The 23,933-nt window shown below is 66.1% G+C and carries 29 protein-coding genes; 12 read left to right on the top strand and 17 right to left on the bottom strand.

Annotated elements, in window-relative coordinates; translation table 11 throughout:
• Positions 1 to 22 precede the first annotated feature (22 nt).
• The gene (locus tag ACIQ3B_RS07505; protein WP_397401177.1) at positions 23 to 709 is read right to left on the bottom strand and encodes an MBL fold metallo-hydrolase; all 687 of its coding nucleotides are present in this window, start codon (positions 707 to 709) and stop codon (positions 23 to 25) included.
• 75 nt (positions 710 to 784) lie between these two features.
• Positions 785 to 2,311, bottom strand: coding sequence for an amino acid permease (locus tag ACIQ3B_RS07510; protein WP_397401179.1), 1,527 nt, complete (start codon positions 2,309 to 2,311; stop codon positions 785 to 787).
• Between the two features lie 126 nt (positions 2,312 to 2,437).
• Between ACIQ3B_RS07510 and hrpB the strand changes: the two genes are divergently transcribed.
• Positions 2,438 to 4,867 (top strand): ATP-dependent helicase HrpB, encoded by a 2,430-nt coding sequence (hrpB, locus tag ACIQ3B_RS07515; protein WP_397401181.1) that lies wholly within the window; start codon positions 2,438 to 2,440, stop codon positions 4,865 to 4,867.
• Here hrpB and ACIQ3B_RS07520 read toward each other — a convergent pair.
• The 7 genes from ACIQ3B_RS07520 to ACIQ3B_RS07550 form a co-directional block, all read right to left on the bottom strand.
• Positions 4,864 to 6,798, bottom strand: coding sequence for a TonB-dependent receptor domain-containing protein (locus ACIQ3B_RS07520; RefSeq protein WP_397401183.1), 1,935 nt, complete (start codon positions 6,796 to 6,798; stop codon positions 4,864 to 4,866). The two genes, hrpB and ACIQ3B_RS07520, sit on opposite strands and share 4 nt — an antisense overlap.
• A gap of 130 nt (positions 6,799 to 6,928) precedes the next feature.
• A complete protein-coding gene (locus ACIQ3B_RS07525; RefSeq protein ID WP_397401185.1) occupies positions 6,929 to 7,282 on the bottom strand; it encodes a hypothetical protein in 354 nt (117 codons plus the stop codon).
• A gap of 5 nt (positions 7,283 to 7,287) precedes the next feature.
• Entirely contained in the window at positions 7,288 to 7,590 is a 303-nt protein-coding gene (locus ACIQ3B_RS07530) for a DUF6516 family protein (RefSeq protein ID WP_397401187.1), read from the bottom strand.
• A gap of 50 nt (positions 7,591 to 7,640) precedes the next feature.
• Entirely contained in the window at positions 7,641 to 7,997 is a 357-nt protein-coding gene (locus tag ACIQ3B_RS07535) for a hypothetical protein (RefSeq protein WP_397401189.1), read from the bottom strand.
• Between the two features lie 78 nt (positions 7,998 to 8,075).
• A complete protein-coding gene (locus tag ACIQ3B_RS07540) occupies positions 8,076 to 8,213 on the bottom strand; it encodes a hypothetical protein (RefSeq protein WP_397401191.1) in 138 nt (45 codons plus the stop codon).
• Positions 8,214 to 8,225: 12 nt separating this feature from the next.
• On the bottom strand, positions 8,226 to 9,017 hold the full coding sequence (locus ACIQ3B_RS07545) for a TrmH family RNA methyltransferase (protein ID WP_397401193.1): 792 nt from the start codon (positions 9,015 to 9,017) through the stop codon (positions 8,226 to 8,228).
• Positions 9,014 to 9,910, bottom strand: a complete 897-nt coding sequence (locus ACIQ3B_RS07550; RefSeq protein WP_397401195.1) for a class I SAM-dependent methyltransferase — start codon at positions 9,908 to 9,910, stop codon at positions 9,014 to 9,016. The genes ACIQ3B_RS07545 and ACIQ3B_RS07550 overlap by 4 nt, the downstream gene beginning before the upstream one ends.
• 139 nt (positions 9,911 to 10,049) lie before the next feature.
• On the opposite strand from ACIQ3B_RS07550, the gene ACIQ3B_RS07555 reads away from it, so the two are divergent.
• The 5 genes from ACIQ3B_RS07555 (at position 10,050) to ACIQ3B_RS07575 (ending at position 13,878) form a co-directional block, all read left to right on the top strand.
• Positions 10,050 to 10,685 (top strand): TetR/AcrR family transcriptional regulator, encoded by a 636-nt coding sequence (locus tag ACIQ3B_RS07555; RefSeq protein WP_397401197.1) that lies wholly within the window; start codon positions 10,050 to 10,052, stop codon positions 10,683 to 10,685.
• 17 nt (positions 10,686 to 10,702) lie between these two features.
• Complete coding sequence (locus ACIQ3B_RS07560) at positions 10,703 to 11,470, top strand: ABC transporter substrate-binding protein (RefSeq protein WP_397401199.1); 768 nt, start codon at positions 10,703 to 10,705, stop codon at positions 11,468 to 11,470.
• Entirely contained in the window at positions 11,467 to 12,453 is a 987-nt protein-coding gene (locus ACIQ3B_RS07565) for a FecCD family ABC transporter permease (RefSeq protein ID WP_397401201.1), read from the top strand. The genes ACIQ3B_RS07560 and ACIQ3B_RS07565 overlap by 4 nt, the downstream gene beginning before the upstream one ends.
• Complete coding sequence (locus tag ACIQ3B_RS07570) at positions 12,450 to 13,211, top strand: ABC transporter ATP-binding protein (RefSeq protein WP_397401203.1); 762 nt, start codon at positions 12,450 to 12,452, stop codon at positions 13,209 to 13,211. Before ACIQ3B_RS07565 ends, ACIQ3B_RS07570 begins: the two co-directional genes overlap by 4 nt.
• Before the next feature lie 145 nt (positions 13,212 to 13,356).
• A complete protein-coding gene (locus ACIQ3B_RS07575) occupies positions 13,357 to 13,878 on the top strand; it encodes a DUF1993 family protein (protein WP_397401205.1) in 522 nt (173 codons plus the stop codon).
• Here ACIQ3B_RS07575 and ACIQ3B_RS07580 read toward each other — a convergent pair.
• On the bottom strand, positions 13,875 to 15,980 hold the full coding sequence (locus ACIQ3B_RS07580) for a transglycosylase SLT domain-containing protein (protein WP_397401207.1): 2,106 nt from the start codon (positions 15,978 to 15,980) through the stop codon (positions 13,875 to 13,877). The two genes, ACIQ3B_RS07575 and ACIQ3B_RS07580, sit on opposite strands and share 4 nt — an antisense overlap.
• Before the next feature lie 128 nt (positions 15,981 to 16,108).
• Here ACIQ3B_RS07580 and dapA point away from each other — a divergent pair, with 128 nt between their 5' ends.
• Genes dapA through ACIQ3B_RS07595 form a run of 3 tightly spaced genes read left to right on the top strand, consistent with a single transcriptional unit; the run spans position 16,109 to position 18,183 of the window.
• Positions 16,109 to 16,993, top strand: coding sequence for a 4-hydroxy-tetrahydrodipicolinate synthase (dapA, locus tag ACIQ3B_RS07585; protein WP_397401209.1), 885 nt, complete (start codon positions 16,109 to 16,111; stop codon positions 16,991 to 16,993).
• On the top strand, positions 16,993 to 17,451 hold the full coding sequence (smpB, locus tag ACIQ3B_RS07590; RefSeq protein ID WP_397401211.1) for an SsrA-binding protein SmpB: 459 nt from the start codon (positions 16,993 to 16,995) through the stop codon (positions 17,449 to 17,451). Before dapA ends, smpB begins: the two co-directional genes overlap by 1 nt.
• Positions 17,452 to 18,183: a GNAT family N-acetyltransferase gene (locus ACIQ3B_RS07595; protein WP_397401213.1), complete on the top strand. Its 732-nt coding sequence runs from the start codon at positions 17,452 to 17,454 to the stop codon at positions 18,181 to 18,183.
• Here the strand turns inward: ACIQ3B_RS07595 and ACIQ3B_RS07600 are convergent, their stop codons facing one another.
• On the bottom strand, positions 18,184 to 19,572 hold the full coding sequence (locus ACIQ3B_RS07600) for a M20/M25/M40 family metallo-hydrolase (RefSeq protein WP_397401215.1): 1,389 nt from the start codon (positions 19,570 to 19,572) through the stop codon (positions 18,184 to 18,186).
• Positions 19,573 to 19,638: 66 nt separating this feature from the next.
• The gene (locus ACIQ3B_RS07605; protein ID WP_397401216.1) at positions 19,639 to 20,277 is read right to left on the bottom strand and encodes a uracil-DNA glycosylase; all 639 of its coding nucleotides are present in this window, start codon (positions 20,275 to 20,277) and stop codon (positions 19,639 to 19,641) included.
• A gap of 51 nt (positions 20,278 to 20,328) precedes the next feature.
• On the opposite strand from ACIQ3B_RS07605, the gene folK reads away from it, so the two are divergent.
• Entirely contained in the window at positions 20,329 to 20,826 is a 498-nt protein-coding gene (gene folK / locus ACIQ3B_RS07610; RefSeq protein WP_397401218.1) for a 2-amino-4-hydroxy-6-hydroxymethyldihydropteridine diphosphokinase, read from the top strand.
• A gap of 6 nt (positions 20,827 to 20,832) precedes the next feature.
• Here the strand turns inward: folK and ACIQ3B_RS07615 are convergent, their stop codons facing one another.
• The gene (locus ACIQ3B_RS07615; protein WP_397401220.1) at positions 20,833 to 21,756 is read right to left on the bottom strand and encodes a hypothetical protein; all 924 of its coding nucleotides are present in this window, start codon (positions 21,754 to 21,756) and stop codon (positions 20,833 to 20,835) included.
• Positions 21,757 to 21,837: 81 nt separating this feature from the next.
• On the opposite strand from ACIQ3B_RS07615, the gene ACIQ3B_RS07620 reads away from it, so the two are divergent.
• Positions 21,838 to 22,230, top strand: a complete 393-nt coding sequence (locus ACIQ3B_RS07620) for a hypothetical protein (protein WP_397401222.1) — start codon at positions 21,838 to 21,840, stop codon at positions 22,228 to 22,230.
• On the opposite strand, the gene ACIQ3B_RS07625 is transcribed toward ACIQ3B_RS07620, so the two are convergent.
• From ACIQ3B_RS07625 to ACIQ3B_RS07640, 4 genes are all read right to left on the bottom strand, one after another.
• Positions 22,231 to 22,491 (bottom strand): hypothetical protein, encoded by a 261-nt coding sequence (locus tag ACIQ3B_RS07625; RefSeq protein ID WP_397401224.1) that lies wholly within the window; start codon positions 22,489 to 22,491, stop codon positions 22,231 to 22,233.
• Positions 22,492 to 22,497: 6 nt separating this feature from the next.
• Positions 22,498 to 22,659, bottom strand: coding sequence for a hypothetical protein (locus ACIQ3B_RS07630; RefSeq protein ID WP_397401226.1), 162 nt, complete (start codon positions 22,657 to 22,659; stop codon positions 22,498 to 22,500).
• 60 nt (positions 22,660 to 22,719) lie between these two features.
• Positions 22,720 to 22,929 carry a hypothetical protein gene (locus ACIQ3B_RS07635; protein WP_397401228.1) on the bottom strand — a complete coding sequence of 70 codons (210 nt, stop codon included), beginning with the start codon at positions 22,927 to 22,929 and terminating at the stop codon, positions 22,720 to 22,722.
• A gap of 66 nt (positions 22,930 to 22,995) precedes the next feature.
• Positions 22,996 to 23,205: a cold-shock protein gene (locus tag ACIQ3B_RS07640; protein ID WP_397401230.1), complete on the bottom strand. Its 210-nt coding sequence runs from the start codon at positions 23,203 to 23,205 to the stop codon at positions 22,996 to 22,998.
• 359 nt (positions 23,206 to 23,564) lie between these two features.
• Here ACIQ3B_RS07640 and rpoZ point away from each other — a divergent pair, with 359 nt between their 5' ends.
• Positions 23,565 to 23,924, top strand: coding sequence for a DNA-directed RNA polymerase subunit omega (gene rpoZ, locus ACIQ3B_RS07645; protein WP_397401232.1), 360 nt, complete (start codon positions 23,565 to 23,567; stop codon positions 23,922 to 23,924).
• Positions 23,925 to 23,933 lie beyond the last annotated feature (9 nt).

Here is a 23,933-nt window from a genome sequence, read left to right on the forward strand (position 1 = left end):
TGAAACGTGAGCGGTTCGGAGATCAATCTCCGGCCAGCACCGCGTCCGACACGAACGGATTGGTCAGGCGCTCCTGACCGAAGCTGGACATCGGACCGTGACCGGGCACGAAACGCACGTCGTCACCCAACGGCCAGAGTTTCTGCGTAATGGCGTCGATCAGGTGCTGGTAGTTTCCACGCGGAAAATCGGTGCGTCCGATGCTGCCCTGGAACAGCACGTCGCCCACCTGGGCGAAGCGGGCCTCGCGGTTGAAGAAGACCACGTGGCCGGGGGTATGACCGGGGCAGTGGATCACCTCGAACACCGTCTCGCCAAGCGTCACGGTATCACCGTCCTGCAGCCATCGATCCGGGGTGAATGACTCGGCCTCCGGCATGCCCCACTTCGCGCCGGATGCGCTGATTTCATCTATCCAGAAGGCGTCGTCCGGATGCGGCCCTTCGATGGGCACACCGGTGAGCGCCTTCAGCGCAGCCGTGCCTCCGGCGTGATCCAGGTGACCATGGGTGATCCAGATCTTCTCGAGAGTCAGACCCTGCTCCTGCAGTGCGGCCATCAGGCGCGGCGCCTCACCGCCGGGATCGATAATCGCCGCCTTCATCGTCTTCACGCACCAGACGATGGTGCAGTTCTGCTGGAGCGGTGTGACCGGCGCGATGAGGGCGCGGATCGGCAAGGGGCGGGGCTGGGGCGTCGGAGCGTTCATGTCGCCCCTATGATCGTGCCTCTTGGCTCACATGAAAAGGCCCAGGTTCGCACCCGGGCCAATCCAGTGCTCTGATCAGACGCCCGGCATGGGCGGAACCGGACCCGGAGGCGCGTCGGCGTCAAGTTCGTGGACCTCGCCCGGCTCTCCATGCGCCACGTGGCTCTTGCGATAACCGTAGAGGAAATACACGATCAGACCGATCGTCGCCCAGACCGCAAACATTATCTGCGTATCAAGCGGCAGGCTGAAGAACAGATAGACGCAGCCCGCTGCCGCCAGCGGCGCCACGACGTAGATCGCCGGCGTCCGGAAGGGCCGCTTGCGACCGGGATCTGTCCGGCGGAGCACCAGAACCGCCACCGCCACCATGGCAAAGGCGAACAAGGTGCCCGAGTTAGAGATATCGGCCAGGATTCCCACCGGGAAGAAGGCGGCGAACAAGGCCACGAAAACGCCGGTGATCATCGTGATGATGTGCGGCGTCTTGTACTTGGGATGGACGGTGGAGAGGATCGGCGGCAACAGGCCGTCCCGGCTCATGACGAAAAAGATCCGGGTCTGGCCGAACATCATCATCAGGATGACAGAGGGCAGGGCCAGACCTGCCGCCAGACCGATCAGGTTTCCAATCTGGGGCCAGCCGATTTCCCGCAAGGTCCAGGCCAGGGCTTCCTTGGAGCAGACGACCTTGGCGTCGCCCAGGGCCGCGCAGGCGGCGCTGAGTTCCGGGCTGCCGGGACGCAGGCCCGCGCCATCGGCGCCAAGCACCGGCTGGGCGCCAACCGTGCCGATCACGCCGGCCGCCACCAGGATGTAGAAGATCGTGCAGATGCCAAGCGATCCGATGAGGCCGATCGGCATGTTGCGTTGAGGGTTCTTGGTCTCCTCAGCCGCCGTCGAGACGGCGTCGAAGCCCACGTAGGCAAAGAAAATTGAGGCCGCAGCCGCGCTGATGCCGCCGAAGCCCAGCGGCGAGAAGGGCTCGAAATTCTCCATCTTGATGACAGGCACCGCCAGCACGATGAAGAGCACGAGCGCCGCCACCTTGATGCAGACCAGGAAGGCGTTGACCGCTGCAGACTCCCTCGTGCCGACCACCAGCAGGGCCGTGACCAGCAAGGCGATGCCCATGGCCGGCAGGTTGATCATCCCGCCGTCAAACGGCCCCCGCACCAACAGGTCGGGAATATCCATATGAAGGGCATTTTCGAGTAGTCCGACAACATAGCCCGACCAGCCCACCGAGACGGCGCCCGCGGCGACGGCGTACTCCAGGATCAGCGCCCAGCCCACCATCCAGGCCAGCATCTCGCCCATCACGGCGTAGCTGTAGGTGTAGGCCGAGCCGGAAACCGGCACCATCGCCGACATCTCCGCGTAGCAGAGCGCCGCAACCGCGCAGACGAAACCGGCGATCACAAAGCTCAGCATCATGCCCGGGCCGGCCTTCTGGGCCGCCTCGGCGGTCAGCACGAAGATTCCGGTGCCGATGATCGCACCGATCCCCAGCATGGTCAGCTGGAACGCGCCCAGGGAGCGTTGCAGGGATTTCTTCTCGGCCGTCGCCAGTATGGCGTCTAGCGACTTAACGCGCCACATTGTTCCTCCCACCAGCGGCCCCCGGCCGCGCTGTAAAATCACTGTCATGACCGTGGCTTGCTTGCAGCGGTCCGGTCAAGCACCAAGCACTGGCGGGCGCGTCGGCTTGCGGCTAGAGGCGCAGGAATGTTGCCGATATACGAGGCCTTGCCCGCATTGAAGGCGGCCCTCTCCGCCGGGCCCTGCGCTGTGCTTGTCGCACCGCCCGGGGCTGGCAAGACCACTTTGGTCCCGCTGGAGCTTCTCGGCGAGGTCTGGCGGGGTGATGGGCGGATCATCGTGCTGGAGCCTCGCCGCCTCGCCGCGCGCGCTGCCGCCGAGCGCATGGCGGCGACGCTGGGCGAGCCGGTAGGCGAGACGGTCGGCTTTCGGGTCCGGATGCAGTCGCGGGTTTCCGCGCGCACCCGCATCGAGGTGGTCACCGAAGGTGTCTTCACGCGCATGATCCTGGCGGACCCCGAGCTTGCCGGGATCGCCTGCGTGATCTTCGATGAGTTTCACGAGCGGAGCCTTGATGCCGATCTGGGTCTGGCGTTGGCCGTCGATACCCAGCGCCTGCTCCGCGGTGACCTGCGCCTTCTGGTAATGTCCGCTACCCTGGATGGCGCGGCCGTGGCGCGGTTGCTGGACGGCGCGTCGGTGATCGAGAGCCAGGGGCGGATGTTTCCGGTGGAGACCCGCTATCTTGGCCGCGATGATCGCCTTCGCCTCGAAGACCGGGTGGTTCGGGCGGTGGGAACGGCTCTGGCCGAGCAGCCTGGAAGCCTCCTGGTGTTCCTGCCGGGGCAGGGCGAGATCCTGCGTACGGCCGAGCGGCTCGCCGAGCGACGGCCCCCCAATGTGGAGATCGCGCCGCTCTACGGCGCACTGGACCCGCGGGACCAGGACCGCGCGATCCGTCCCTCCCCTGAGGGGATCCGCAAGGTCGTCCTTGCCACCTCCATCGCCGAGACCAGCCTGACCATTCAGGGGGTGCGGGTGGTGATCGACTGTGGGCTAGCCCGCATCCCGCGCTTTGATCCCGCTTCGGGTCTGACGCGCCTGGCCACTGTACGTGTCAGCCGCGCTGCCGCTGACCAGCGCCGGGGCCGGGCCGGGCGTACGGAGCCGGGGGTGTGCTACCGGCTCTGGGATGAGGCAGAGACCCGCGCGCTGCCGGCCTATGCGGATCCGGAGATCCTCGACGCCGATCTCTCGGGCCTGGCGCTGGACCTTGCCCGTTGGGGCGCGAAAAACGCCGCCGATCTGGCATTCCTTGATCCGCCACCCGCCGCGGCTTTCACTGAGGCCCGCGCGCTGCTCTCCCGCCTGGACGCGCTGGACAGTCAGGGCGTCTTGACCGCGCATGGTCACGCCTTGAGCGCCGTGCCCCTGCCGCCACGGCTGGCGCATATGGTGTTGAAGGGTGCAGACACCGGTCAGGCTCTGCGCGCCGCCCGCATCGCCGCACTGATCACCGAGCGTGGTCTCGGCGGTCGCGACGTCGACCTGCGCCATCGCCTGGAGGGCCTCGACCGCGACCGCTCGCCGCGCGTCCGCGATGCCCGGGCGCTGGCCGACCGATGGGCGCGGTTCGCCGCGAAGGCGGGAGACGCCGAACCGCTGTCCGACGGCCTGCTGCTAGCCTTTGCCTATCCCGAGCGCGTGGCCAGGGCGCGTGGCGGGCAGGGGGAGTTTCAGCTGGTTTCCGGTCGCGGGGCCTTTCTTGAACCCACAGACGCCCTGGCCCGCGAACCCTGGCTGGCGGTGGCTGAACTGGGCGGCGGCGACCGCCGCGACCGCATCCTGCTGGCCGCGCCGCTGGATCCCGCCGAACTGGCGGCCTTTGAGCACCAGTTCGAGATCGAGGATCGTCTCGAGGAGACAGGTCAGGGACGCCTGCGCGCCAAGCGCCTGACCCGCCTGGGCCGACTGACGGTGCGCGAGGAGATCCTCGACAATCCCGACCCGGCCCTGATCGCCCGGGCCCTGGCCGATCGGGTCCGTCGTGATGGATTGGCGAGCTTGCCCTGGAGTTCTGCCACGGCAGCCCTCCGCGAACGCGCCGCCTTCCTGCGCGCCCGGGACGCCGTCTTGCCGGATCTGTCAGACGCCGCGTTGGTGGCCACCCTGGACGACTGGCTGGCGCCGATGCTTGTCGGGGTCCGTGCGCTCAATGCTCTGAAACCTGACGCCCTGGACAATGCGGTTCGGTCGTTGATCCCATGGGAATTGCAGCGCCGCCTCGACGCCGAGGTCCCGGCACGCTGGACCGCGCCGACCGGGAACAGCTTCGCCATCGATTATACAGCCGAGACCGGGCCTCGCGTGGATGTACGGGTGCAGGAGGTGTTCGGGCTCACCTCGCACCCCGCCGTAGGCGGCGTACCGCTGACGATGTCGCTCCTGTCTCCCGGCCACCGTCCGATCCAGACGACCAGGGACCTGCCGGGCTTCTGGAAGGGTTCGTGGAAGGACGTACGCGCCGACATGCGCGGCCGCTATCCCAAACACGTGTGGCCGGAGGACCCCTCGGTGGCTCCCCCGACAGCCCGGGCCAAACCTCGCGGGACCTAAAAGTCCGCCAGTATGTTCACCGCCAGACGCCGTGTCTCGTTGAGCTGGTAGCTGTTGGCCGCGACGATCTTCCAGGAGCGGCTGTCGGTGATGTTGGACATCAGCACGCGCACGCTGATCGGATGGTCTTCCAGTTTGAACCGGTAGCGCATGCCGAGGTCCAGGGTCGTGAAGGACGGGGTGAACAGTTGTGCTCCGCCCAGCGATGCATAGGGTCTGGCCGACGCTGCGCGGGGGCCGGTCCGGACGACGGAGCCCGTTAGAGTCAGGCCTTCAAACGGAGTTCGGTAGTCGGCGTCCAGACGCAGCAGGGTTGAGGCAACACCCACCGGGCGTGGCCCCACGCGGCCCAGGGTGCGGGCCTCGCCGGTGACTTCGGGGCGCATGAACACGGCTCCGGCGACAATATTGAGCCGTTTTCCGACCGGGCCCGAGATCGAGGCCTCCACGCCACGGTGACGAACCTGTCCCAGATCGGTGAACCTGTTGGCGGCGTCGAAACTGAAGTAGGGCTTCTCGATCTGGAAGGCGCTGACCACGAGCTGGGTCGTCCATAGCTTGACCCGTACGCCCCCATCGTACTGGATCGTACGCGAGGCTGGCAGTGTCTCGTTCCGGTTAGACGCGCTCTCTGGCGCAACGCCGCTTTCTTCGAGGCCGCGAACCGTGCCGCCATAGACCAGCCAACGCGGGGAGGGGGAAATCACCAGGGTGGCGTTGTACAGCCAGGGGCGATCGGTGACTGAGGTCGTGCGTCCGAGGCGTTCGAAGCTGGCCCGGTAGTCGGTCTTCTGCAGACCCAGGTTCAGTTGCGCCAGGGTCTTGTAGCGCCCCACATAGCCGACGCCGCCGGTGATCTGGCGGATGTCGCTCTGGTCGGTCTGCCGGAAGGTGAAAACCGGTTTCACCTCGGGGTCGAAGTCGCCAAGCCGCACCGGTCCCAGATCACGACTGTCGGCGCCGCCTGTTTCGGCCGTCTTGTCGCGCGCCCTCAGATTGAACAGCAGTCGGTGGCGAAGCGTCGGTCCATCGTCGCGCCAGGCAAGCTGGACTTCGCCTGAATAGGATCGCGGCAGCTGGCGAGGGTCTGCCACCACGCTGTGGCGCGCGTTCCCGGCGGGATCGGCAACCACAAAGATTTCGCTGAAGCCCCGATGTTTCAACTGCGATGACTGGAACCCCCCAACACGCATCGACCATGCGCTGCCCAGGTCTGCCTTAGCGGTGAAGCCCAGGTTGGTGTTCTCGGCCCTGGCCTTGGCCCAGTCCTGGCCCAGGTAACGGCGGGGCTCCGGCATCGGCGGAAGGAACGCCCCGGGCGCCGTAATCACCACCCGGCTGGTGATTTCCGCCTGCAGGATATGGCTGGCCAGCAACATGACCTCGCCATGATCGAACTTCAGGCGCGGCAGCAGACCGGCGGCGTAGTTGATGAAATGCGAGCCATCGACGGCTTCATCGTGGTTGCGGGTTATGCCGCCGGCCAGGCTTAGCCAGCCTGGAATGATCGGAGCGCTCACATCCAGCTCGACATTCACTCCGCCATAGGCTTGACGCAACAGGGCAAGGCTTCCGGCCGGCTTGTCGCCGGCTGGCCGCAGATTGTAGTCCACGATCCCGCTGGGCGCCGGAAACGGATAGTCCAGGGCCGCGATGCCTACGCGAATACGTGAGCCGGCGCGGACTCGGCCGGTCAGCCCGGCGACCTGATCAAAATACACGCCCTCGATGCGCAGGTTTCCAGCGCGAACGGGGTTGAAGCCGCGCACCTCCATATCATTGTAGATACCGATCTTTTCCGTGCCGACGGTGCTGCCGAAAGCATCATCGGCGGCGGCGACGGCGTTCTCAGCTGACCGCTGGGCGAGGGCCGGGGTGCTGACGATAAGCGAGGCTGGAACAAGCGCGCCGAGGCAGAACTTGAGTTTCAACCGCAATAGCCCCCGAACGGCCAAACCGACCGCGTGCTATGCAAAGCCGCTGCGCCGTGTGGAGTGTCAAGGCGATCAACCTGACGAACTCAGGGTTCCGTTCATTCGCGCAACTTCGAGGCGCCCGACGCTAAGACGCCAGTCTCAACTCGGCCGTAATCCGGTCCGCTGTCGCCCGCACACCGCCGGATGATCTATCCAGCAGTCCAGCCACTTCCAAAGCCGTAACATCCGCGTGCACGCGCCGATACTGCCGGCCCAGCGCCCGCGCCAACGCCGACACCGACGGTTCGGGGTGAGCATGAAGGTGGCGCAGCAGACGGAACCGCTCGCCGGTCATGACCCGCGCCAGTCCTTCCCAGCTTTCAAAAGCCAACACATGGTCGGCCACAGCCTCACCACGCTCGGCCCGGCGCCAGGCGCCGACAAAGGCCGAGAGGTCGTCTCCAAGTGTTCCGCCAACGGTTACGGTCAAACGGCTCATATTACTTAGTCCTTCCAGGATCGCTTCAGGCGTTCTGCGCGAACTTCATCCATGAAGTCCGACACAAGTTGCTCCGGTGAGGTGAAGAGATAGGGCGTCTCTTGGCCTCCCAGATGCCGATGGTCGCCTTTGCCCGCTTCGTTGTCGTAGCCGACCCAGCGCTCCCCGGGCTTTCCATAATAGAGGCTGTACTTGAAATCATGTGATGAACCCCGAACCGGCGCAATCACCTGCCAGAGTTTGATCTCCGAAATCGATCCGTCGTCGAAGAGACGCTTGCGATGCAGAATGAGCGTCGCTTTCGACATATGACAGTACATAGCATAGGTTGTCTATGTCGTCAATTGTCATAGCAAACCTATTGCTCGCGCTTGGGCGCGGCCTTCGTCTGCAAATCGGCTAGCTGTGCCGCCTGTTCGACCGAGGTCTTGACCCCGAGTTGCGCCCGCAGAGCGTCCGAGACGAGATCGCGCTGATAGGGTTCCTGCGTCCAGGCGCGCGTTGCCCGGTCGCGGCTATACTGAGTGCCATAAATTTGCGGCCGGCCGACCGCGATCAGATACCGGTCGAGGGTCGCCGTCGCGATCCACAGTGCAGCTTGCTCGCCCTTGGCGACCGCGATCATCGCCAGCGTATGCGCCAGCAGATAGTCGTTTGGCTCACCGCCATGCTGGAACACAAAGGCCGCGGCCCGGAAATCCGCGGCCGTGGACAAAGCCCCATCCGCGAGTAGCTTGCGCACGGCGGTCCGTCGCTTATCGTCTCTCGGACCAACTTTCGTCCAATCGATGCTCTACCCGGCGGCGCGATCTGCCTGATCCTCTGCGAAGATCTGCGCCATGACCGGGTTGGCTGGCGCCGTGGCGGTCTGTGCGGAGGCCGGACCAACCATTGTCACGCTCATGACGAGACCGATCATCCAGGTTCGCATGAATTCCTCCGATCACCCCGTCGCCGCGTAGATCATGACGCCCGTCGCGACAGACAGGTTCAGGCTGTCGGCCCGGCCACGCATGGGAATCTTCACATTGACGTCGCACAGCGCGGCCAGGTCCGGCGTCAGGCCCTGCTGCTCATTGCCCATCAACAGCAAAACCGGTCTTGCGTAGACCGCCTCGCGATGGTCGACTTCAGCGGAGAGCAGGGTGCCCACCACGGAGCCCGGCCAGGTCGCGCGCCAGTCGGTAAACTCCGCCTCCGTCGCCATCGTCAGCGGCACGGCGAAGATCGAGCCCATGGTGGCGCGCACCGCCTCAACGGACCAGGGATCGCAGCATTCACCCACCAGGATCACGCCGCCGCACCCTGCCGCGTCGGCGGTGCGGATGATGGTCCCCAGATTGCCGGGGTCGCGCACCCGATGCAGGGCCACAAAGCACGGCGCGGCCGCCGGTTCGATTGCCGTGAGCGGTTTGAAAACCTGCGAAAACACGCCCACCACGGCCTGTGGATTGTCCCGCCGCGACACCTTGGCCAGGATGTCCTGCGTCACCTCGATCACTTCGCCACGGGCCTGCAGCGTCGCCCGGATCGCGTTCTGAAGCAGGGGGTGGTCCGCAGCGCCCTGACCGTACATCAGGACCTTCGGCGCATGGCCTGTTTCGACGCCTTCAATGACGGTCTTCAGGCCCTCGGCGACGAACAGCCCCGTTTCATCGCGCTCCTTGCGCATGTGCAGGGCGCGGACGGCCTTGACCGTCGGGTTTGTGAGCGAGGTGATGGTGCGCGCGCTCACGGCGCCCACCGGGCGTAAAAGCTCATGCCTATGGCCCGGTCGCCCGTATCCTCAGCAAGGGCCAGTTCGCCCCATTCGATCCCGCCGCCACGCGAACCCAGTTTATCCGCCAACAACCCGGCCAGCGCCGCGCCGGAGATACGCTCGGCATAGGCGTTCAGGACAAGGAAGCTGGAATTACCGGAAAGAAGTTGGGCGCATAGCTCGGCAAGTTCGGGTAAATCCTCGAACAGCCGCCACACCTCACCCGTGGGGCCACGTCCATATTTGGGCGGGTCAAGAATGATCCCCTCATACTGCGACCCTCGCCGAACCTCGCGTTGGACATACTTGCGTGCGTCCTCGGTGATCCAGCGGATCGGACGATCCGCCAGGCCGGAAAGCTCGGCATTCTCGCGCGCCCACCCGACGGCTTTCTTCGAGGCATCTACATGCGTCACGGCGGCCCCGGCCGAGGCCATCACAAGGCTTGCGACCCCGGTGTATCCAAACAGGTTCAGGACCCGGGGCTGTCCGCCGGCGGCCCTCACCTGACCATCCAGCCAAGCCCAGTTGGCCGCCTGCTCAGGAAAGAACGCCAGATGCCGGAACGCCGTAAACCGGCCATGGAACTTCACCTCGCCCCAGCCGAGCTGCCAGCTCTCCTGCAGGCGCTCCCGGAACCGCCAGTTGCCTGCCTCGTCCTCATCGGTGGGGTCGAACACCGCGTCGGCGGCCTCCCAGTCTGCGGGGGGCAGACGAGGGGTCCACATCGCCTGGGGCTCTGGCCTGACCACGCGATAGGGGCCATACCGCTCGAGCTTCCGCCCGCCGCCGCTATCCAGCAGCGCGTAGTCGGCCCAGCCGGTAGTGCGCATCACGCCAGGCGTCTCGGCGATCCGGGGCGGGTTCATGAGCGACCTTGAAGCCGAACCCGGCCCGCGCGTCCAGCCCTCGCCGCCTGATCGTGGATTATTGCGCTCATGTGACAAAGGCTTGTCATCAGCCCGGAATTAGGCTCCGCTGTGCCTGCTAATGAAGTGGGGAGACTCCATGAGCATGATCGCAGCTGCGACGCGGAAAACCGCGCGCAAGGCGAAAGGGGACGGCCACCTTCGCAGGGCCGAGATCCTGAAAGCCGCCGAACGCATCTTTGTGGCCGAAGGCTATGAGGGCGCCACCATCCGTCGCATCGCCGACGAGGTGGGCGTGTCCTCGACGGCCCTCTACATGCACTTTCCGGACAAGGCGGCGATCCTCCACGAGATCACCGAGATCACGTTCCGGGTGCTGCTGGCCCGAAACAGCGAGATCGCGGGCTTGCCCCTTGATCCGGTGGTGCGGGTTCGGATGATGCTTGAGGCCTACATGCAGTGGGGGCTGGAACAGCCGAACGCCTATGAGCTTGTCTATTGTCAGCGGGGTCCGGTATCGAACACCCCTTGGCCCGAGGGCGCCACGGACCTGAGCCGCCAATGCTACGACACCTTCTTCGACGTGGTGCGCGAGGTAGCCGCCAGCGGCCGCCTGCGGAAGGGCACGGGCGACACGGCGGCCAAGGCGCTGTGGATGGCCTGTCATGGCGTGGTGGCGCTCTCCGCAAGCCGTCCCGCTTTTGGCTGGGACGACCTGGACGAGATCATGACCGTGACGCTGGACGGCATGCTTTACGGGCTGGTCATCGACTGATCCTGGGCATGGTGTTGATGTCGGCGCCGCTGGGAGTGCAAGCCGCGCCCCGCGTTCTGTCGCTGGACCAGTGCGCCGACCAGTTCGTCATGGCGCTCAGCCCGCGCAATGTGATCGTGGGCGTCTCAAGTCGCGCCGATGATGCCGACTCCCGCCTCCGGCTTGCGGCCAAGGGTCTGCCAAAGCGCCGCGTCGACCTGGAAGCCGTTCTGGCGGCGCGGCCTGAAGTGGTGGTCCGGTACTGGGGCGGGGAGCCCCGGCTGGTTCAGGCCCTTCAGACCCGTGGCGTGCAGGTGGTCAGTGTAGATGAGGCAAACGACTTCGCGGCCGTCCGCGCCAATATCCGCAAGGTAGCCGAAGCGCTGGAACAGCGCGCAGCCGGCGAGCGGCTGGTGGCCCGGCTCGACGGCCAGCTCAACCGGGCGGCCAACGCCTGGGCCGGGCGGGAAGCGCTCTACCTTACGCCGGGCGGCGCGACGACGGGGCCCGGCACGTTGGTGGACGCCATCCTGCGCGCTGCCGGCTTCACCAACGCCGAGACCCGGGCGGGCTTCCGGACGGTGTCGCTGGAGCGCCTCGCGCTGGCTCCGCCCCAGGCCCTGGTGCTCGGGTTTTTCGACTCCCGGCAGGCGACCACAGACCGATGGGGTATCGGCGGTCATCGCTTGCTTCGCGATGCCCTCGAGACGCGCACGCTCGCCGCCCTGCCGGCGGCGCTGCTCAGCTGCCCGGATGGCAGCGCCGGCGACGCGGTGGAGCGCCTGGCGCTGGTGGCCCGGCCATGAGGCCACTGGCGATCAATCTGGGTCTTCTGGGCCTGGTGGCTGGCCTGGCTGTGGCGGGCCTGCTGTTGGGCGAGTCGCCCCTCTCTGCGGACCAGTTCGTCCTGGCGCTGACCGACCCTTCCTCCGGCGCCCATGAGGTCGTATTCAACATCCGGCTGCCGCGTACGGTCGCAGCACTGGTTGTGGGCGCTGCATTGGGACTTGCCGGCGCAGTGATGCAGGGACTGTTGAGAAACCCCCTGGCCGATCCCGGGGTGCTCGGGGTCTCTGGTGGCGCGGGCCTGGGCGCAGCGCTGGCGATCTCGCTGGGTCTGGCGGCGAGCCCTGGCCTGATCGAGGTTTCGGCGATGGCGGCGGCTCTGGGGGTTGGCGCGCTGCTCACGGTCATTGCGTCGCGGTTTCGCGAGCCTGAGGTGTTGATCCTGTTCGGGGTGGCCCTGTCGGCTTTTCTGGGGGCGTTGACGTCGCTGGTCTTCAACTTCGCACCGTCACCGGTCACGCTGGCCGAGGTGTTCTCCTGGCTGCTGGGGTCGGTAGCCAATCGGGACTGGGACGATATCATCCGACAACTCCCGGCCCTGGGGCTGGGGATCGTCTTGTGCGGGTACGCGGCGCGGGGTCTGGCGATGCTGACGCTGGGCGAGGAGACAGCCGCACTTTCCGGCTTGCCCATGACCCGCCTCCGCGCCGCAGCTGTGGCCGGTGCGTCGCTCCTGACCGGCGCGTCGGTCGCCATGGCGGGCATCGTCGGTTTCGTGGGGCTTGCAGCGCCGCATCTGGTTCGCGCCGCGCTGGGCGGCGATCCGGGCAGGGTGCTACTGCCCTCCGCGCTCACCGGGGCTGTGCTGCTGGCGTTGGCTGACATCGCAGCCCGGGTCATTCCCACCGACGTGGAACTGAAGCTGGGCGTAATGACGGCCCTGTTCGGCGCGCCCCTATTCGCCACGATCGCCTGGCGCGCGGCCCGGAGCTGGCGCGGATGACGGCGCTGTCGGTGCAGGGCGTCACGGTCATCCGCGGCGATCGTCCGGTGCTTGACGCCGCCAGTCTGACTGTAGCTGCGGGCGAGATGATCGGCGTCGTGGGCACGAACGGCGCGGGCAAGACCACCCTGCTGCGCGCCGCCCTCGGCCTTGTTCCGCTCAAGGCAGGGAAGGTTGAGCTCGCCGGTCGACCGCTGGACCGCCTGTCCGATGCCGCCCGGGCGCGGTTGGCCGCCTATCTGCCGCAGGAGCGCCACGTAGGCTGGAACATGTCCGCGCTCAGGATCGCAGCCCTGGGTGCGGTCGATCTGGCCCCGCAAGAGGCGGAACAAGCGGCAGGCGCGGCCCTGTTGCGGGTTGGCCTCCATGATGTCCGGCACAGGGGAGTCCTCGACCTTTCGGGGGGCGAACGCGCCTGCGTCCTGCTGGCCCGGCTGTTGGTGACGGGCGCGCCGTTGCTGCTGGCTGACGAACCCATCGCCGGTCTGGATCCGGACGCCCAGCTTCTGGCGATGGAGTTACTTCGTGAGGAGACCCGGCGCGGCGCAGCTGTTGTGCTGACCCTGCATGACCTCTCTTTGGCCGCGCGCTTCTGTGATCGTCTGGTGGTGCTGCATCATGGTCGTATCGCGGCGGACGCGACGCCGCTGGGCGCGCTCAGCTCGGAGATGCTGGCGGCCGCATTCAATCTGGATGGCGCGTTGGAGATGATCGATGGCGCACCAAGGCTTAGGGTCCAACGCCGGGTGAGCCCATGACCCTTGTCGCAATCGATATGGCGCCGGATGTCCTGATTCAGGCGTCATGGCGACACATGCCTGTCGCGTGAGCGCGAAAACCCTTGGGGCGAAACCCGTTTCGCCCCATGTGTCTGACCTTCATTCCCCGGCTTGGAACTCCATCATGTCCTTCTCGATCTACGACGCCTCGATCCCGGTCTATCTGCAGATGATGCGAAATCTGGCGGCCTTGCTGGCCAAGGCCGAGGGGCATGCAGGCACATCCGGCGCCGATGTTTCAACGTTTCTCGAGGCGCGACTGGCGCCTGACATGCATCCCCTGATCCGGCAGATCCAGATGGTCAGCGATTCTGCCAAGGGCGGGGCAGCGCGCCTGGCCGGGGTCACGCCGCCCAGCTATGCCGACACCGAAACGACCTGGGCCGAGATCAAGGAACGCCTTGCGAAGACCATCGCCTTCGTCGAGACGATCGAGCGCAGTCAGCTGGACGGCGCCGAGACCCGGACCATCGAACTGCCGCTCCCGGGCCGCACGATGACGTTCACGGGCGCGGACTTCCTGATGCGCTTCTCGTTGCCCAACTTCTATTTTCACGTTGTCACAGCCTACGGCATCCTGCGCACCCAGGGCGTGCCACTGGGCAAGATGGACTACCTCACCGGCGGGACGCCGATCCCGGCTTAAGGGTTGCTGGCGGAAACACCGGCGTCGGTGGCGGCATAGTTGTAGCTGCCCCGGCGCAGGTCGCGGGCCAGGGTGATCTGGACCGCGCCTCCGTTCAGCTTGGCCCGATAGACCTGCATGTTTTCCATCACCCGCATGACGTAGTTGCGCGTCTCCGAGAACGGGATGCACTCGATGAAATCCAGAGGATCAGCGGATCCGGCACGTGGATCGCTGCAGAAGGCTACCCACTGTGGAGGCCGCCCGGGCCCGGCGTTGTAGCCGGCGGAAGCCATGATGTAGGAGCCGGAAAACCGGTCTACCAGCTGGCCCAGGAACGATGACCCGAGCTGCATATTGTATTCGGCCTCGTAGAGCCGAGCGGCCGAAAACCCCAGTCCCATACGCCTCGCCACGCTGGATGCGGTCGACGGTAGCAGTTGCATCATGCCCCGGGCGTCGGCCTCGGAGCGGACACCGGGATCGAACCCGCTCTCCTGACGTGTGATGCCCAACACCAGCGCCGGTTCGGGTGCGCCAGGAACCGCCGGCGTGCTCCGCATCGGATAGCCGCGGTCGGCCAGGATCAATCCCCTCGTCGCCGCCGCGCGCGCAGCCTTCATCGACGTGTCCTGATCGCCGTAGCCGCGGATGGCGTCCACCAGCATGGCGGCCTCCACCGTCGTGGGCACCGTATCGTCGATGTGCAGCGCGAAGGCGCGGAACAGGTCGCGCTGCCCCTGATCCGCCAGCATTCTCATAGCCTGGACAGCATCGCGGCCCTCAAAACCCGCTCGGTCCGCGTCGGCCGGCTCAGGGTCCTTCGGCAGCACCAATGCCCGTCCGAGTTTTTCGGCGGAAAGCTGGCCATAGAAGGTGGTGCCGTGCTGGGCGCCCTGATCGTAGAAGACATCGGCTGCGGCCCTGTCGCCGCGCACCTCGGCCGCGCGTCCCTGCCAGTAGAACGCCCTGGCCTTGGTGATGGGAGAAGACCCGATCCGCTCGATCGTCGCAAAATGCCGGGCGGCTGCGACGGGGTCCTGCAGGCGGTTGAGTGCGATCCAGCCGGCATAGAACTCCGCCTCAGTGGCGTCTGTACCCACGGAGAGCCCGGAATTGGCAGCCGCCTGATAGGCGCTGCGCCAGTCGCCTGCCCGGATCGCCAGCAGCGTCAGCCGGTAGCGTTCGTTCCACATCCTCTCGGCGCCATCGGCGGTGATCATCTCGCGAGGGAACATGGGCAAAAGCGCCATGGCCTCGCTCTCACGCCCACGGCGGCGTAACGAGGCCGCGCGTTCGTAGGCGACTCCAGGACTGACCTGCATCTCTGGCGAAAGGCTCGCAAAGGCGTCGTCCGCCGCGCGGCTATCCGAGCGGAGCGCGATCCGGACCAACGCAGCCGGTTGCTGCTCTGCCGGGATTAGGGCCAGCATATCCCGGGCCGCAGGTCCCTGGGCGCCGTAAAGCAGGACGTCGGCGCGCCGGAGATGATCGTCCACCGTCAGGACATCGGCGAATCGCGACAGCACGAGGCGCTGGGCGTCAGCCTCGAAGCTTCGGGTCCGCCACCATGTGCGTATCAGGTCAGCGGCCTCGGTCTGCCGGCCGAGGTTGCGGTAGGCCGAGGCCAGCGCCAGCGCGCCCTGCACAGACTGTGGTTCCTGGCCACCGAACCACGCCACGATGTCTGCGGGCGACTTGCCGGAGGATTCAACCACGCGCTCGGCGGCCACCTGGCGGCGGCCTGGCCTCGGGAAGCCTTCCAGATCCCGCCGCGCAGCGTCCAGCTCCGCAAAACCCAGCGCCCCTGCGTTGGCGTCTACGAGCGCCCAGGTAACGGTCTTTATCGCGACGGGGTCGGAAAGATCATTGATCACCCGTCGCGCGCCCGAGACATCGCCGCGCCGCGCCGCCGCCAGGCCGGCGCGAAACAGATTCTGGTCTGAATCGCTCAGGGGGCGAGCTACGGTCTGTTGTCGGACAGGGGGTTCCTGAACAGCGCCCGGCGCGTTCGCGGCGCTGATCAGGTCGCCGATGAGGTCCAGTGACTGCGCGCGCGCCACCGTCGTTGCGATCAGGATTCCGCAACCGGCGAGCAACAGATTTCGGGTCCGGACGTTCAATCAACCTCCATCCGACTCAACACTGCGCGGAATCGGCGTTGCGGGCTAAGCCTGCCGCAACATATTGTCGCGCCAAATCTGAACGTCGCATCGCCTTGCGGCAATTTCACGGTCATTTGCTTATCCCCATGTCTGATCCTCTCTTTCGCGGCGTCATGCCGGCGCTCATCACTCCATTTCGCGACGGAGCCTTTGACGAGGACGCCTTTGTGGCGCTGGTCGAACGCCAGATCGCGGGTGGCGTCCACGGCCTGGTGCCGGTGGGCACGACAGGCGAGACGGCCACGCTCAGTCATGACGAGCACCGTCGCGTCGTCGAGCTCTGCGTCGCGGTGGCGGGCGGGCGCTTGCCGGTTATCGCCGGCGCCGGCTCGAACTCGACGTCGGAAGCCATTGAACTGGTCCATCACGCCAAGACGGTCGGCGCTGACGCGGCCCTCGTGGTCACGCCCTACTACAACCGCCCCAGCCAGGAGGGGCTCTACGCCCACTACCGCGCGATCAACGATGCGGTGCAATTGCCCGTGCTGATCTACAATGTGCCCGCCCGGACCAGCGTCGACATCTCCAACGAGACCCTGGCCCGCCTGGCCAAACTGCCCAACATGGTGGGGATCAAGGACGCCACCGGCGACATGACCCGCGCCAGCCTCCAGCGTATCTGGTGCGGTGATGAATGGGTCATGCTGTCGGGCAACGACGACTCGGCGCTGGGTTACATGGCTCACGGCGGCCATGGCGCCATCTCCGTCACCTGCAATGTGGCGCCCAAGTCCTGCGCCCGATTCTACAACGACGCCATGTCCGGCGACTGGGCCGCGGCGCTCAAGGGTCAGGACGCACTGATCCGCCTGCACAAGGCACTGTTCTCCGATGCCTCACCATCGCCCACCAAGTTCGCCCTGGCGCACCTTGGCCTTTGCGCCGAGGACGCCCGTCTGCCGATCGTCGCATGCTCGGAGGCGGCTCGCGTCGAAGTGCTGGCCGGGATGCGGGATGCGGGACTGATCTGATGGCCGGCAAGCTCATTGCGGAAAACCGCCGCGCCCGGTTCGACTACTTTCTGGAGCAGACATTCGAGGCCGGTCTTGCCCTGACCGGGTCCGAGGTCAAATCCCTGCGCGTGGGTCGCGCCAACATCGCCGAGAGCTATGCGGCAGTGGAAGGCAAGGAGATCATGCTCGTCAACGCCGACTTCCCGCCCTACGCGCAGGCTGGTCCGCACTTCAATCACGAGCCCCGGCGCCATCGAAAGCTGCTGCTGAAGCGCAAGGAAATCGACAAGCTGATCGGCGCCGTCCAGCGCGACGGGCGCACCATCATCCCCACCAAGCTCTACTGGAACGAAAAGGGCATGGCGAAGCTCGAGATCAGCCTCGCCAAGGGCAAGAAGGAACACGACAAGCGCGAAGCCACCGCCGCCCGGGAATGGCAGCGGGACAAGGCCCGGCTCATGAAGGACAGGGGCTAGGTGAAGCCCGCCGATATCGAGAGCCTCGAGCGCGCCACGGTCGAGGGCGTGGCGCCTGCCGGAATGGTGGAAGTCGGCGGCTGGCTCGTGCCGCTTGATGATGGCGCGATCCAGCGCGGCAAGAGCGCCGTACCGCTCCGCCACGACCTCGACGCCTCTGCGCTGAGCGAAATCGAAGCCGCCTACTGGACTGCGGGCCTGGCTCCGGCCTTTCGTGTTCCCGACAAGCCGGGTCTTCGGGTCGTTCGCGACGCGCTCGCAACCCGGGGCTATATGACTGGCAAGCCGACGATGGTCGAGGTCGGAGATGTTGACCGATTGGCCCGGCTGCGCGACCAACCGGGAGAACTCCTCACAACGCCCGACGACGACTGGGGCGCCGTGTTTCTGGGGCCGGGATTCGATCCTGAGGACGGCGTCAGCCGCGTGGCAGCACTGACGCGATCGCCTGATGCGATGTACGGCTGCGTGCGCGAGGATGGCCGCACCGTCGCTGTCGGGTGTGTGACCTTCGGCCATGGCTGGGCGGGCATCCACGGCATGCGCACCGACGCGGAATGCCGGGGCAGGGGCCTGGGCAGTCAGGTTCTCGCCGCTCTGGGACGGGCCACGCAGGCCCGCGGAATCACCCGCGTGTTTCTGCAGGTCGAAGAGAACAACAAGGACGCCCGTTCTCTCTACCGCAAGGCGGGATTCCAGCCGGTCTGGCCCTATCGTTACTGGAGCCGCTGACTACTTCGCCAGATCCCGCAAGAGGCTCTCGTGGTGCGCCAGGCTGCCGTCCAGGGTGTCCAGCGGCGCCTTCTCGTTCAGGCCGTGCGCGAAGGATTCGCCCGGCCGGGTAAACATGCCGGAGACGCCATAGCTGGGGATGCCGACCGCGCGGAAGTGCATGCTGTCGGTCGCCCCGGCCTGCTGGGACGGCACGACGGGAACGCCGGGGAAGCGGGCCTTCACAGCCTTGGTGACCGCCGCAATCACATCAGCGCGCAGAGGCGAAGGCGGACTGTCCACCGAACCGTCCGCCAGCCGCGTCACGGTCGCGCTGGGGTCGTTGATCACCTGAACCAGGGTCTCGCGCACGCTTGTCGCCGGCGTTCCGGGGAAGATGCGGCAGTTGACGGTCGCTGTGGCCCGCTGGGGCAGGGCGTTGGGCGCGTGCCCGCCCTGAATCATCGTGGCGATGCAGGTCGTGCGCAGGCGAGGGTTCTGCTGGGTGTCCTTGCTGAGGATTTCCATCGCGTCGGCGTCGGCCGGGTTGTTCGCGTAGCGCCGCAGCGCATCGCCGATGACGCCGGATGTGCTCGCCGCATCCGCCAGCATCGAGCCCCTGGTGATCTCGTTCTGCATCGCCGGGAACCGATAGGCCGCCAGGCGGTCCAGCGCGCGGGAGAGCCGATAGATCGCATTGGTCGGCGTGGGGCGGCTGGAATGGCCGCCGGGATCGGTCACGGTGATCTCGAAGTCGGCGTAGGTCTTCTCGGCGCCCTGGATATCATAGACGGCCGGCTTGCCGTTGATGATGCTGCCGCCGCCACCATCTATGTTCAGCACCATCTCGGCGCCTTTCAGCCGCTGGGCCATCACGGCGGTCGTGGCCATGACGGTCTCTTCGTCGCCGGACAGCGCCAGGATTACATCTCGACCAGGCTTCCAGCCTTCGCGGCGCAACTTGGCCAGCGTCGCCACCATGACCGAAAGCTCGAACTTGTTGTCCGTCGCGCCCCGGCCATAGATGTAGCCGTTCTCGATCACCGGGGTGAAAGGATCCCGTGTCCAGTCCTCGGGTCTGGCTTCGACCACATCCATGTGGGCGGAGATCACGATCGGCTTCTTGCCGGGGTCCTTGCCAGGATAGCGGGCCAGCAGGAACGCGGTTCCGGCCATCGGCTCGATGGTGATTTCCTCGGGCTTGAACCCACCTGCCACCAGCACGCCCTTCAGGTACTCGGCATAGGGAATGAACTGATCGCCGCCGGCCACTGTCCGGAATGCGATGCCCCGCTTGAGTATTTCCAGCGCCTGGGCGTTCAACGCCGGATCAGGCTTCGGCGCGGCACCTGCGGAGGTGGCGAGAAGGGTGGCGACAAGACCGAGCGACACGAAACGGGAGACAGGCACTTTTCGGTCTTTCAACTAGAAGATTGCAGCAGCCATTGGACATAACCTGCGCCCGGTCAATCGGTCTCAAGCCTCGATCAGCGTCCGCGCCCGCCAAAACACCGCCTCGAACATCGCTGGCGTCAGCCGTCCTGTGTTCGTGTTGAGCCGCGAGCAGTGATAGCTGTTCAGCACCACATAGGGTCCGGCCTGAAACTCCGTCCCATGACCCGGCAACCCCGCTGAAGCCTTCAGCCCCAGCGCCTTCAGCACATTGCGCCGCGACACATCGCCCAGGGTCACGATCACCTTCAGCCGGCGCAGTGCGCCAAGCCTGGCCGTCAGGAACGGACGGCAGGCGTTTTCCTCGGAGGTTTCAGGCTTGTTGGCCGGTGGCGCACAGCGCACGGCATTGGTGATCATGCAGTCGACCAGCCGCACGCCGTCGTCAGGCCGCGCCGCATAGGTCCCCGTCGCAAATCCAGTCTTCAGCAGGGTATCAAACAGCAATACCCCGGCGCCGTCGCCGGTAAATGGTCGGCCTGTCCGGTTGGCCCCCATCCGTCCGGGCGCCAAGCCTACCACCGCCAGCCGGGCCTCCGGATCCCCGAACGAGGCCACGGCGCCGTTGAACCCTGCCGGGATCGAACGGCGGTTGTCATCGCGATACCGCACCAGCCGGGGGCAGAGCGGGCAGTCGGCTGGCGCCTCGGCAGGCGTGGTCACTTTGGCGTCTCCGGTGTAGGTCGGGCGCTGGCAGGGCGACAGGGCATCTCGTTGAACATCCTCGACCTTGATCGGGCGGTAATCGTCGCGCTGGGCAGCAATCTCGGCACCTCCGAAGATCTCCTGGAGGCCGCCCTGCTACGGCTAGCCGCCGAAGGCCTGCCGATCCTGGCGCGCTCCGGCTGGTGGCGATCCGCCGCTTGGCCCGACCCGACCCAGCCTGCCTACCGCAACGGCGTCGCCATTGTCGAGACGAACCGCGATCCTGCCGCCGTCATGGAGACCCTGCTGGCGATCGAGGCTGCGCTCGGCCGCCGCCGCACTACCCGCAACGCGCCCCGAACCCTTGACCTGGACCTGATCGCCTACGGACGCACGATCCTCGACAACCCTGACCTCACCCTCCCACACCCCCGCGCCCACGAACGCCGCTTCGTCATGGGGCCGTTGGCGGAGATCGCGCCCGCGTGGGTGCATCCGGTGCTGGGGGAGACGGCGGAGGTGCTGGCCAGGACGGCGAGGGTCGGGATGGATGCGGCAAGGGTGTGAAAGGGCCTATCCCCGGTTCGCAAAGATCGCGTCCCGCACTCCCTGCGCTATATCCTTGATCGCGTCGTTCGCCCGCCGCTCCCGCGCGAGATCCTCGGGCGTAAGCCCATCCAGACCGAGATAACCCCGCCGCCACCCTGGCGGCCCCGGCCAGATCAGCGGATTCCGGACCGTCGTGCGTGGGCCGGGCGCCGCCTCCAGCAGCTCCAAGGCCATCTCCAGCGTCGCCGCTTGTGAGGCCGCGTCGAACGGCAGTCCGGCCGCGTTGCCCAGCGGCACATCGCTGAACAGGAACCGCGGTACGCCACAGTGTTCGACGATGTCCAGCGCAGCGCCCATCACCACGGTTGGAATGCCCGCCGCTTCCAGGATGCGGGCTGTCAGGCTCATGGTCTGGTGACAGACAGGGCAATTGGCCACCAGGAGGGCGATATCCGTACCGTCAGCCCGACATCGCGACAGGGCCTCGGGCGCGTCGACCTCAAGCGTGTGTCGCTGGCTTCGGTTGGTCGGCACGCCGTGGAAGCGAGGCGTCAGGCCGCCGATCCGGCCCGCTTCCACCGCGCGGCGCAGGGCAGGGAGAGGGAACCAGCAGTTCGTGTCGTCGCTGAGGTGTGCGCGGTCGACGGCCACGTGGCTGACCCGCAGATCATGGTCCCGGGCCGTTTCACCGGAATAGACCGCATAGAACTTGGCGGCGGCGTTGTAGGGCGCGCCCGAACTCTGATCGCCCTTGTTCGGCTGGAAGGGCGCCGCGGTCGTCAGGAGCGCAACCCGGCATGCGGTCAGCAGGCTTTGCAGGCGCGCGAACGGGACGTCTTCGAAACGCGCGTACTGATATGGGGCGCCGTAACCCAGCGCGGCGTACCATGCGTGGGTGCGTTCGATGTAGCGGATCGGCGCTGGGTCATCGATCGCAGGATGAGGCATCCGCACGTCTCCCAGGTTGGCAATGCCGACGCAGCATGTCACGAGCGGCGCTTGCCCTGAAGTCTGTTCGCCGGAGTCCCGATGCCTGCCCTGCCTGCCGACGTGGAAGCCTTTACCGGCATGATGGCGCAGTTGCTGAAGGAGGCGGGTCTGGCGCAGGACATCGACGCCGACGATCCGGAACAGCTGGAAGCCATTCCTCAGGATTACCTGATGGACAGCCTGGTGGTCATGCGCCGCGTAGGGCTGGATCCCGCAGAGACGGCATGCCTGAGCGCGGTCTATCTGGGGATGAATCAGGCCAGGGTTCTGGCCGAAGGGGCCGCCGATGTGGCCGCCTGGCCCGGCGACTACGCCGCCTTGGCAGAGGCCGGCCGCAAGCGTCTGGCGCAGGGTCGGCTGGAGCCATTGTTCCTGTTGTTCGAGACGGCGCTGGGCGAACAGATGGCGCTGCGTCGCCGCACCATGAACTGATCAGCGCGCGACGCCGGTCACTTCCTTGATCAGACCTTGCACAGTCGCCTTCTGACCAACGCTCCAGAGCGTCTTCAGATAGGCCATCGTGTGCCCCGCCGCCTCGTCGAAGCGCCAGTCGCAGCCATCGAACCGACATTTGCTGAAGGTGGGCGGCTCGCCGCCCGCATAGATCATGCGACAATCGCGGAACTCGCAGGCGTCAAACATTTCTCCGTCCAGCAGAACGGTTTCATGATTGTAGATGGTGTCGCTGGGCATCGGGTCTCAGGTTTCGTCTGCGTCAGGCTCGGACGGGCTGTCGCCAGCCGCTACGGCGCGGTCACGTTCCCGCTGCTCGCGCTTGGCGCTGGCCTTTTCGTTGACCTTCAGGGCCTTCTGCCGGTCACGTTCCATGCGCTCGAACTGGTAGTTTGGCTTCCGCGCCATGCGTTCACTCCGTGAGGGTGGTGTTGCAGTCGGCGGGGATGGCTGAAGCCAGGGTGACCCTTAGGCTTCGGTCTCGGGCCGTTCAGACTCGGAGGCCTTGAAGGTGGCCGCGCAGATCGCTTCCAGATGGCCGCGCACGGCGCGGGGCGCCAGCAAGGCGTCCACGGCGCGGCAGCCGTCTGCTTTCAGTTTCGCTTTCAGCTGGGCCAGGTTGGGGACATTCCCCGAGCGGGCCAGCTCGTAAGCGCGTTCAATTGTTGATGTTGTCATGTTCTGGATTGGGGCCCCGACGGAGGCGACCATGCGGCCATCACCGCCGGGGTGTCCCGCCGTCCTTTAGGCTGCGCCGAGCTGGCCAGCAGACATCTTGCCGCTGCGCTGATCACGCTCGAGCTCGTAGGAGAGCTTTTGACCTTCGTTGATCGAGCCGAGGCTCGAACGCTCGACGGCCGAGATGTGCACGAATACGTCGGCGCCGCCGTCGTCAGGTTGGATGAAGCCGAAGCCCTTGGTGGGGTTGAACCACTTCACAGTACCGGTAGCCATAGTTGTCACCTTTCGGGTGCAAGTTTTCGTGTGCCCCGAGTGGGCTACGAAATCAAAATCTCGGAGAGGATCGTGGTAGGCTCGGGGCTCGATCCGAAGAAAAAGCGTAGAGAGCAACCGAACCAAAGCGATATTCGACTACGGTCTTATATCAGAGACATCGCCGAAAGCCAGTCTTTTTGCATCGCACCCATCACGGCTCACCGGGCTGGATGGTCACGGCTTGGGCAATTCCCGCGAGAATTGCGGGCGATGTAGCGAAAAGTCCCGCCTTCTGGGCTCGCAATGTCTTTGCGGCGTTGCACAACGAGCGCCAAGCCGCTAGTTTCGGCGGCTCTATATTTCGCCAGAGAGATCCCATGGCTCGCGTCACCGTCGAAGACTGCATTGAAAAAGTGCCCAACCGCTTCAGCCTCGTTCTGCTGTCGTCGCATCGGGCTCGCGCCGTCTCGGCCGGTTCGCCGATCATGGTGGATCGTGACAACGACAAGAACCCGGTTGTGGCGCTTCGTGAGATCGCGGACGACGTGGTCGACGCCGAGGAACTGAAGGAAGCCCTGATCCTCTCGCTGCAGCGCGTCGACGAACGCTCCGAAGCCGAGGAAGAGGCCGAGACCCTGGCCCTGCTCGCCGATCCCACGCATATGCAGATGAGCGAGCTTGAGTTGATCCGCGCCCTGCAAAGCGACCGCGACGGCGGTCAGGAGGAGCGGTACTGAGCCCGGAAG

Source organism: Phenylobacterium sp., assembly GCF_044358365.1.
Lineage (GTDB): Bacteria > Pseudomonadota > Alphaproteobacteria > Caulobacterales > Caulobacteraceae > Phenylobacterium.

Bases quoted from the DNA above. Each gene is read 5' to 3' on its own strand.
- ACIQ3B_RS07555 (WP_397401197.1), top strand. From the start codon at position 10,050: ATGAGCATGATCGCAGCTGCGACGCGGAAAACCGCGCGCAAGGCGAAA.
- ACIQ3B_RS07510 (WP_397401179.1), bottom strand. From the start codon at position 2,311: ATGTGGCGCGTTAAGTCGCTAGACGCCATACTGGCGACGGCCGAGAAG.
- ACIQ3B_RS07630 (WP_397401226.1), bottom strand. From the start codon at position 22,659: ATGGCGCGGAAGCCAAACTACCAGTTCGAGCGCATGGAACGTGACCGG.
- rpoZ (WP_397401232.1), top strand. From the start codon at position 23,565: ATGGCTCGCGTCACCGTCGAAGACTGCATTGAAAAAGTGCCCAACCGC.
- ACIQ3B_RS07560 (WP_397401199.1), top strand. From the start codon at position 10,703: ATGTCGGCGCCGCTGGGAGTGCAAGCCGCGCCCCGCGTTCTGTCGCTG.
- ACIQ3B_RS07565 (WP_397401201.1), top strand. From the start codon at position 11,467: ATGAGGCCACTGGCGATCAATCTGGGTCTTCTGGGCCTGGTGGCTGGC.
- ACIQ3B_RS07570 (WP_397401203.1), top strand. From the start codon at position 12,450: ATGACGGCGCTGTCGGTGCAGGGCGTCACGGTCATCCGCGGCGATCGT.
- dapA (WP_397401209.1), top strand. From the start codon at position 16,109: ATGTCTGATCCTCTCTTTCGCGGCGTCATGCCGGCGCTCATCACTCCA.
- ACIQ3B_RS07620 (WP_397401222.1), top strand. From the start codon at position 21,838: ATGCCTGCCCTGCCTGCCGACGTGGAAGCCTTTACCGGCATGATGGCG.
- ACIQ3B_RS07635 (WP_397401228.1), bottom strand. From the start codon at position 22,929: ATGACAACATCAACAATTGAACGCGCTTACGAGCTGGCCCGCTCGGGG.
- ACIQ3B_RS07505 (WP_397401177.1), bottom strand. From the start codon at position 709: ATGAACGCTCCGACGCCCCAGCCCCGCCCCTTGCCGATCCGCGCCCTC.
- ACIQ3B_RS07575 (WP_397401205.1), top strand. From the start codon at position 13,357: ATGTCCTTCTCGATCTACGACGCCTCGATCCCGGTCTATCTGCAGATG.
- ACIQ3B_RS07640 (WP_397401230.1), bottom strand. From the start codon at position 23,205: ATGGCTACCGGTACTGTGAAGTGGTTCAACCCCACCAAGGGCTTCGGC.
- ACIQ3B_RS07525 (WP_397401185.1), bottom strand. From the start codon at position 7,282: ATGAGCCGTTTGACCGTAACCGTTGGCGGAACACTTGGAGACGACCTC.
- hrpB (WP_397401181.1), top strand. From the start codon at position 2,438: ATGTTGCCGATATACGAGGCCTTGCCCGCATTGAAGGCGGCCCTCTCC.
- ACIQ3B_RS07625 (WP_397401224.1), bottom strand. From the start codon at position 22,491: ATGCCCAGCGACACCATCTACAATCATGAAACCGTTCTGCTGGACGGA.
- smpB (WP_397401211.1), top strand. From the start codon at position 16,993: ATGGCCGGCAAGCTCATTGCGGAAAACCGCCGCGCCCGGTTCGACTAC.
- ACIQ3B_RS07540 (WP_397401191.1), bottom strand. From the start codon at position 8,213: ATGCGAACCTGGATGATCGGTCTCGTCATGAGCGTGACAATGGTTGGT.
- ACIQ3B_RS07530 (WP_397401187.1), bottom strand. From the start codon at position 7,590: ATGTCGAAAGCGACGCTCATTCTGCATCGCAAGCGTCTCTTCGACGAC.
- ACIQ3B_RS07550 (WP_397401195.1), bottom strand. From the start codon at position 9,910: ATGAACCCGCCCCGGATCGCCGAGACGCCTGGCGTGATGCGCACTACC.
- ACIQ3B_RS07615 (WP_397401220.1), bottom strand. From the start codon at position 21,756: ATGCCTCATCCTGCGATCGATGACCCAGCGCCGATCCGCTACATCGAA.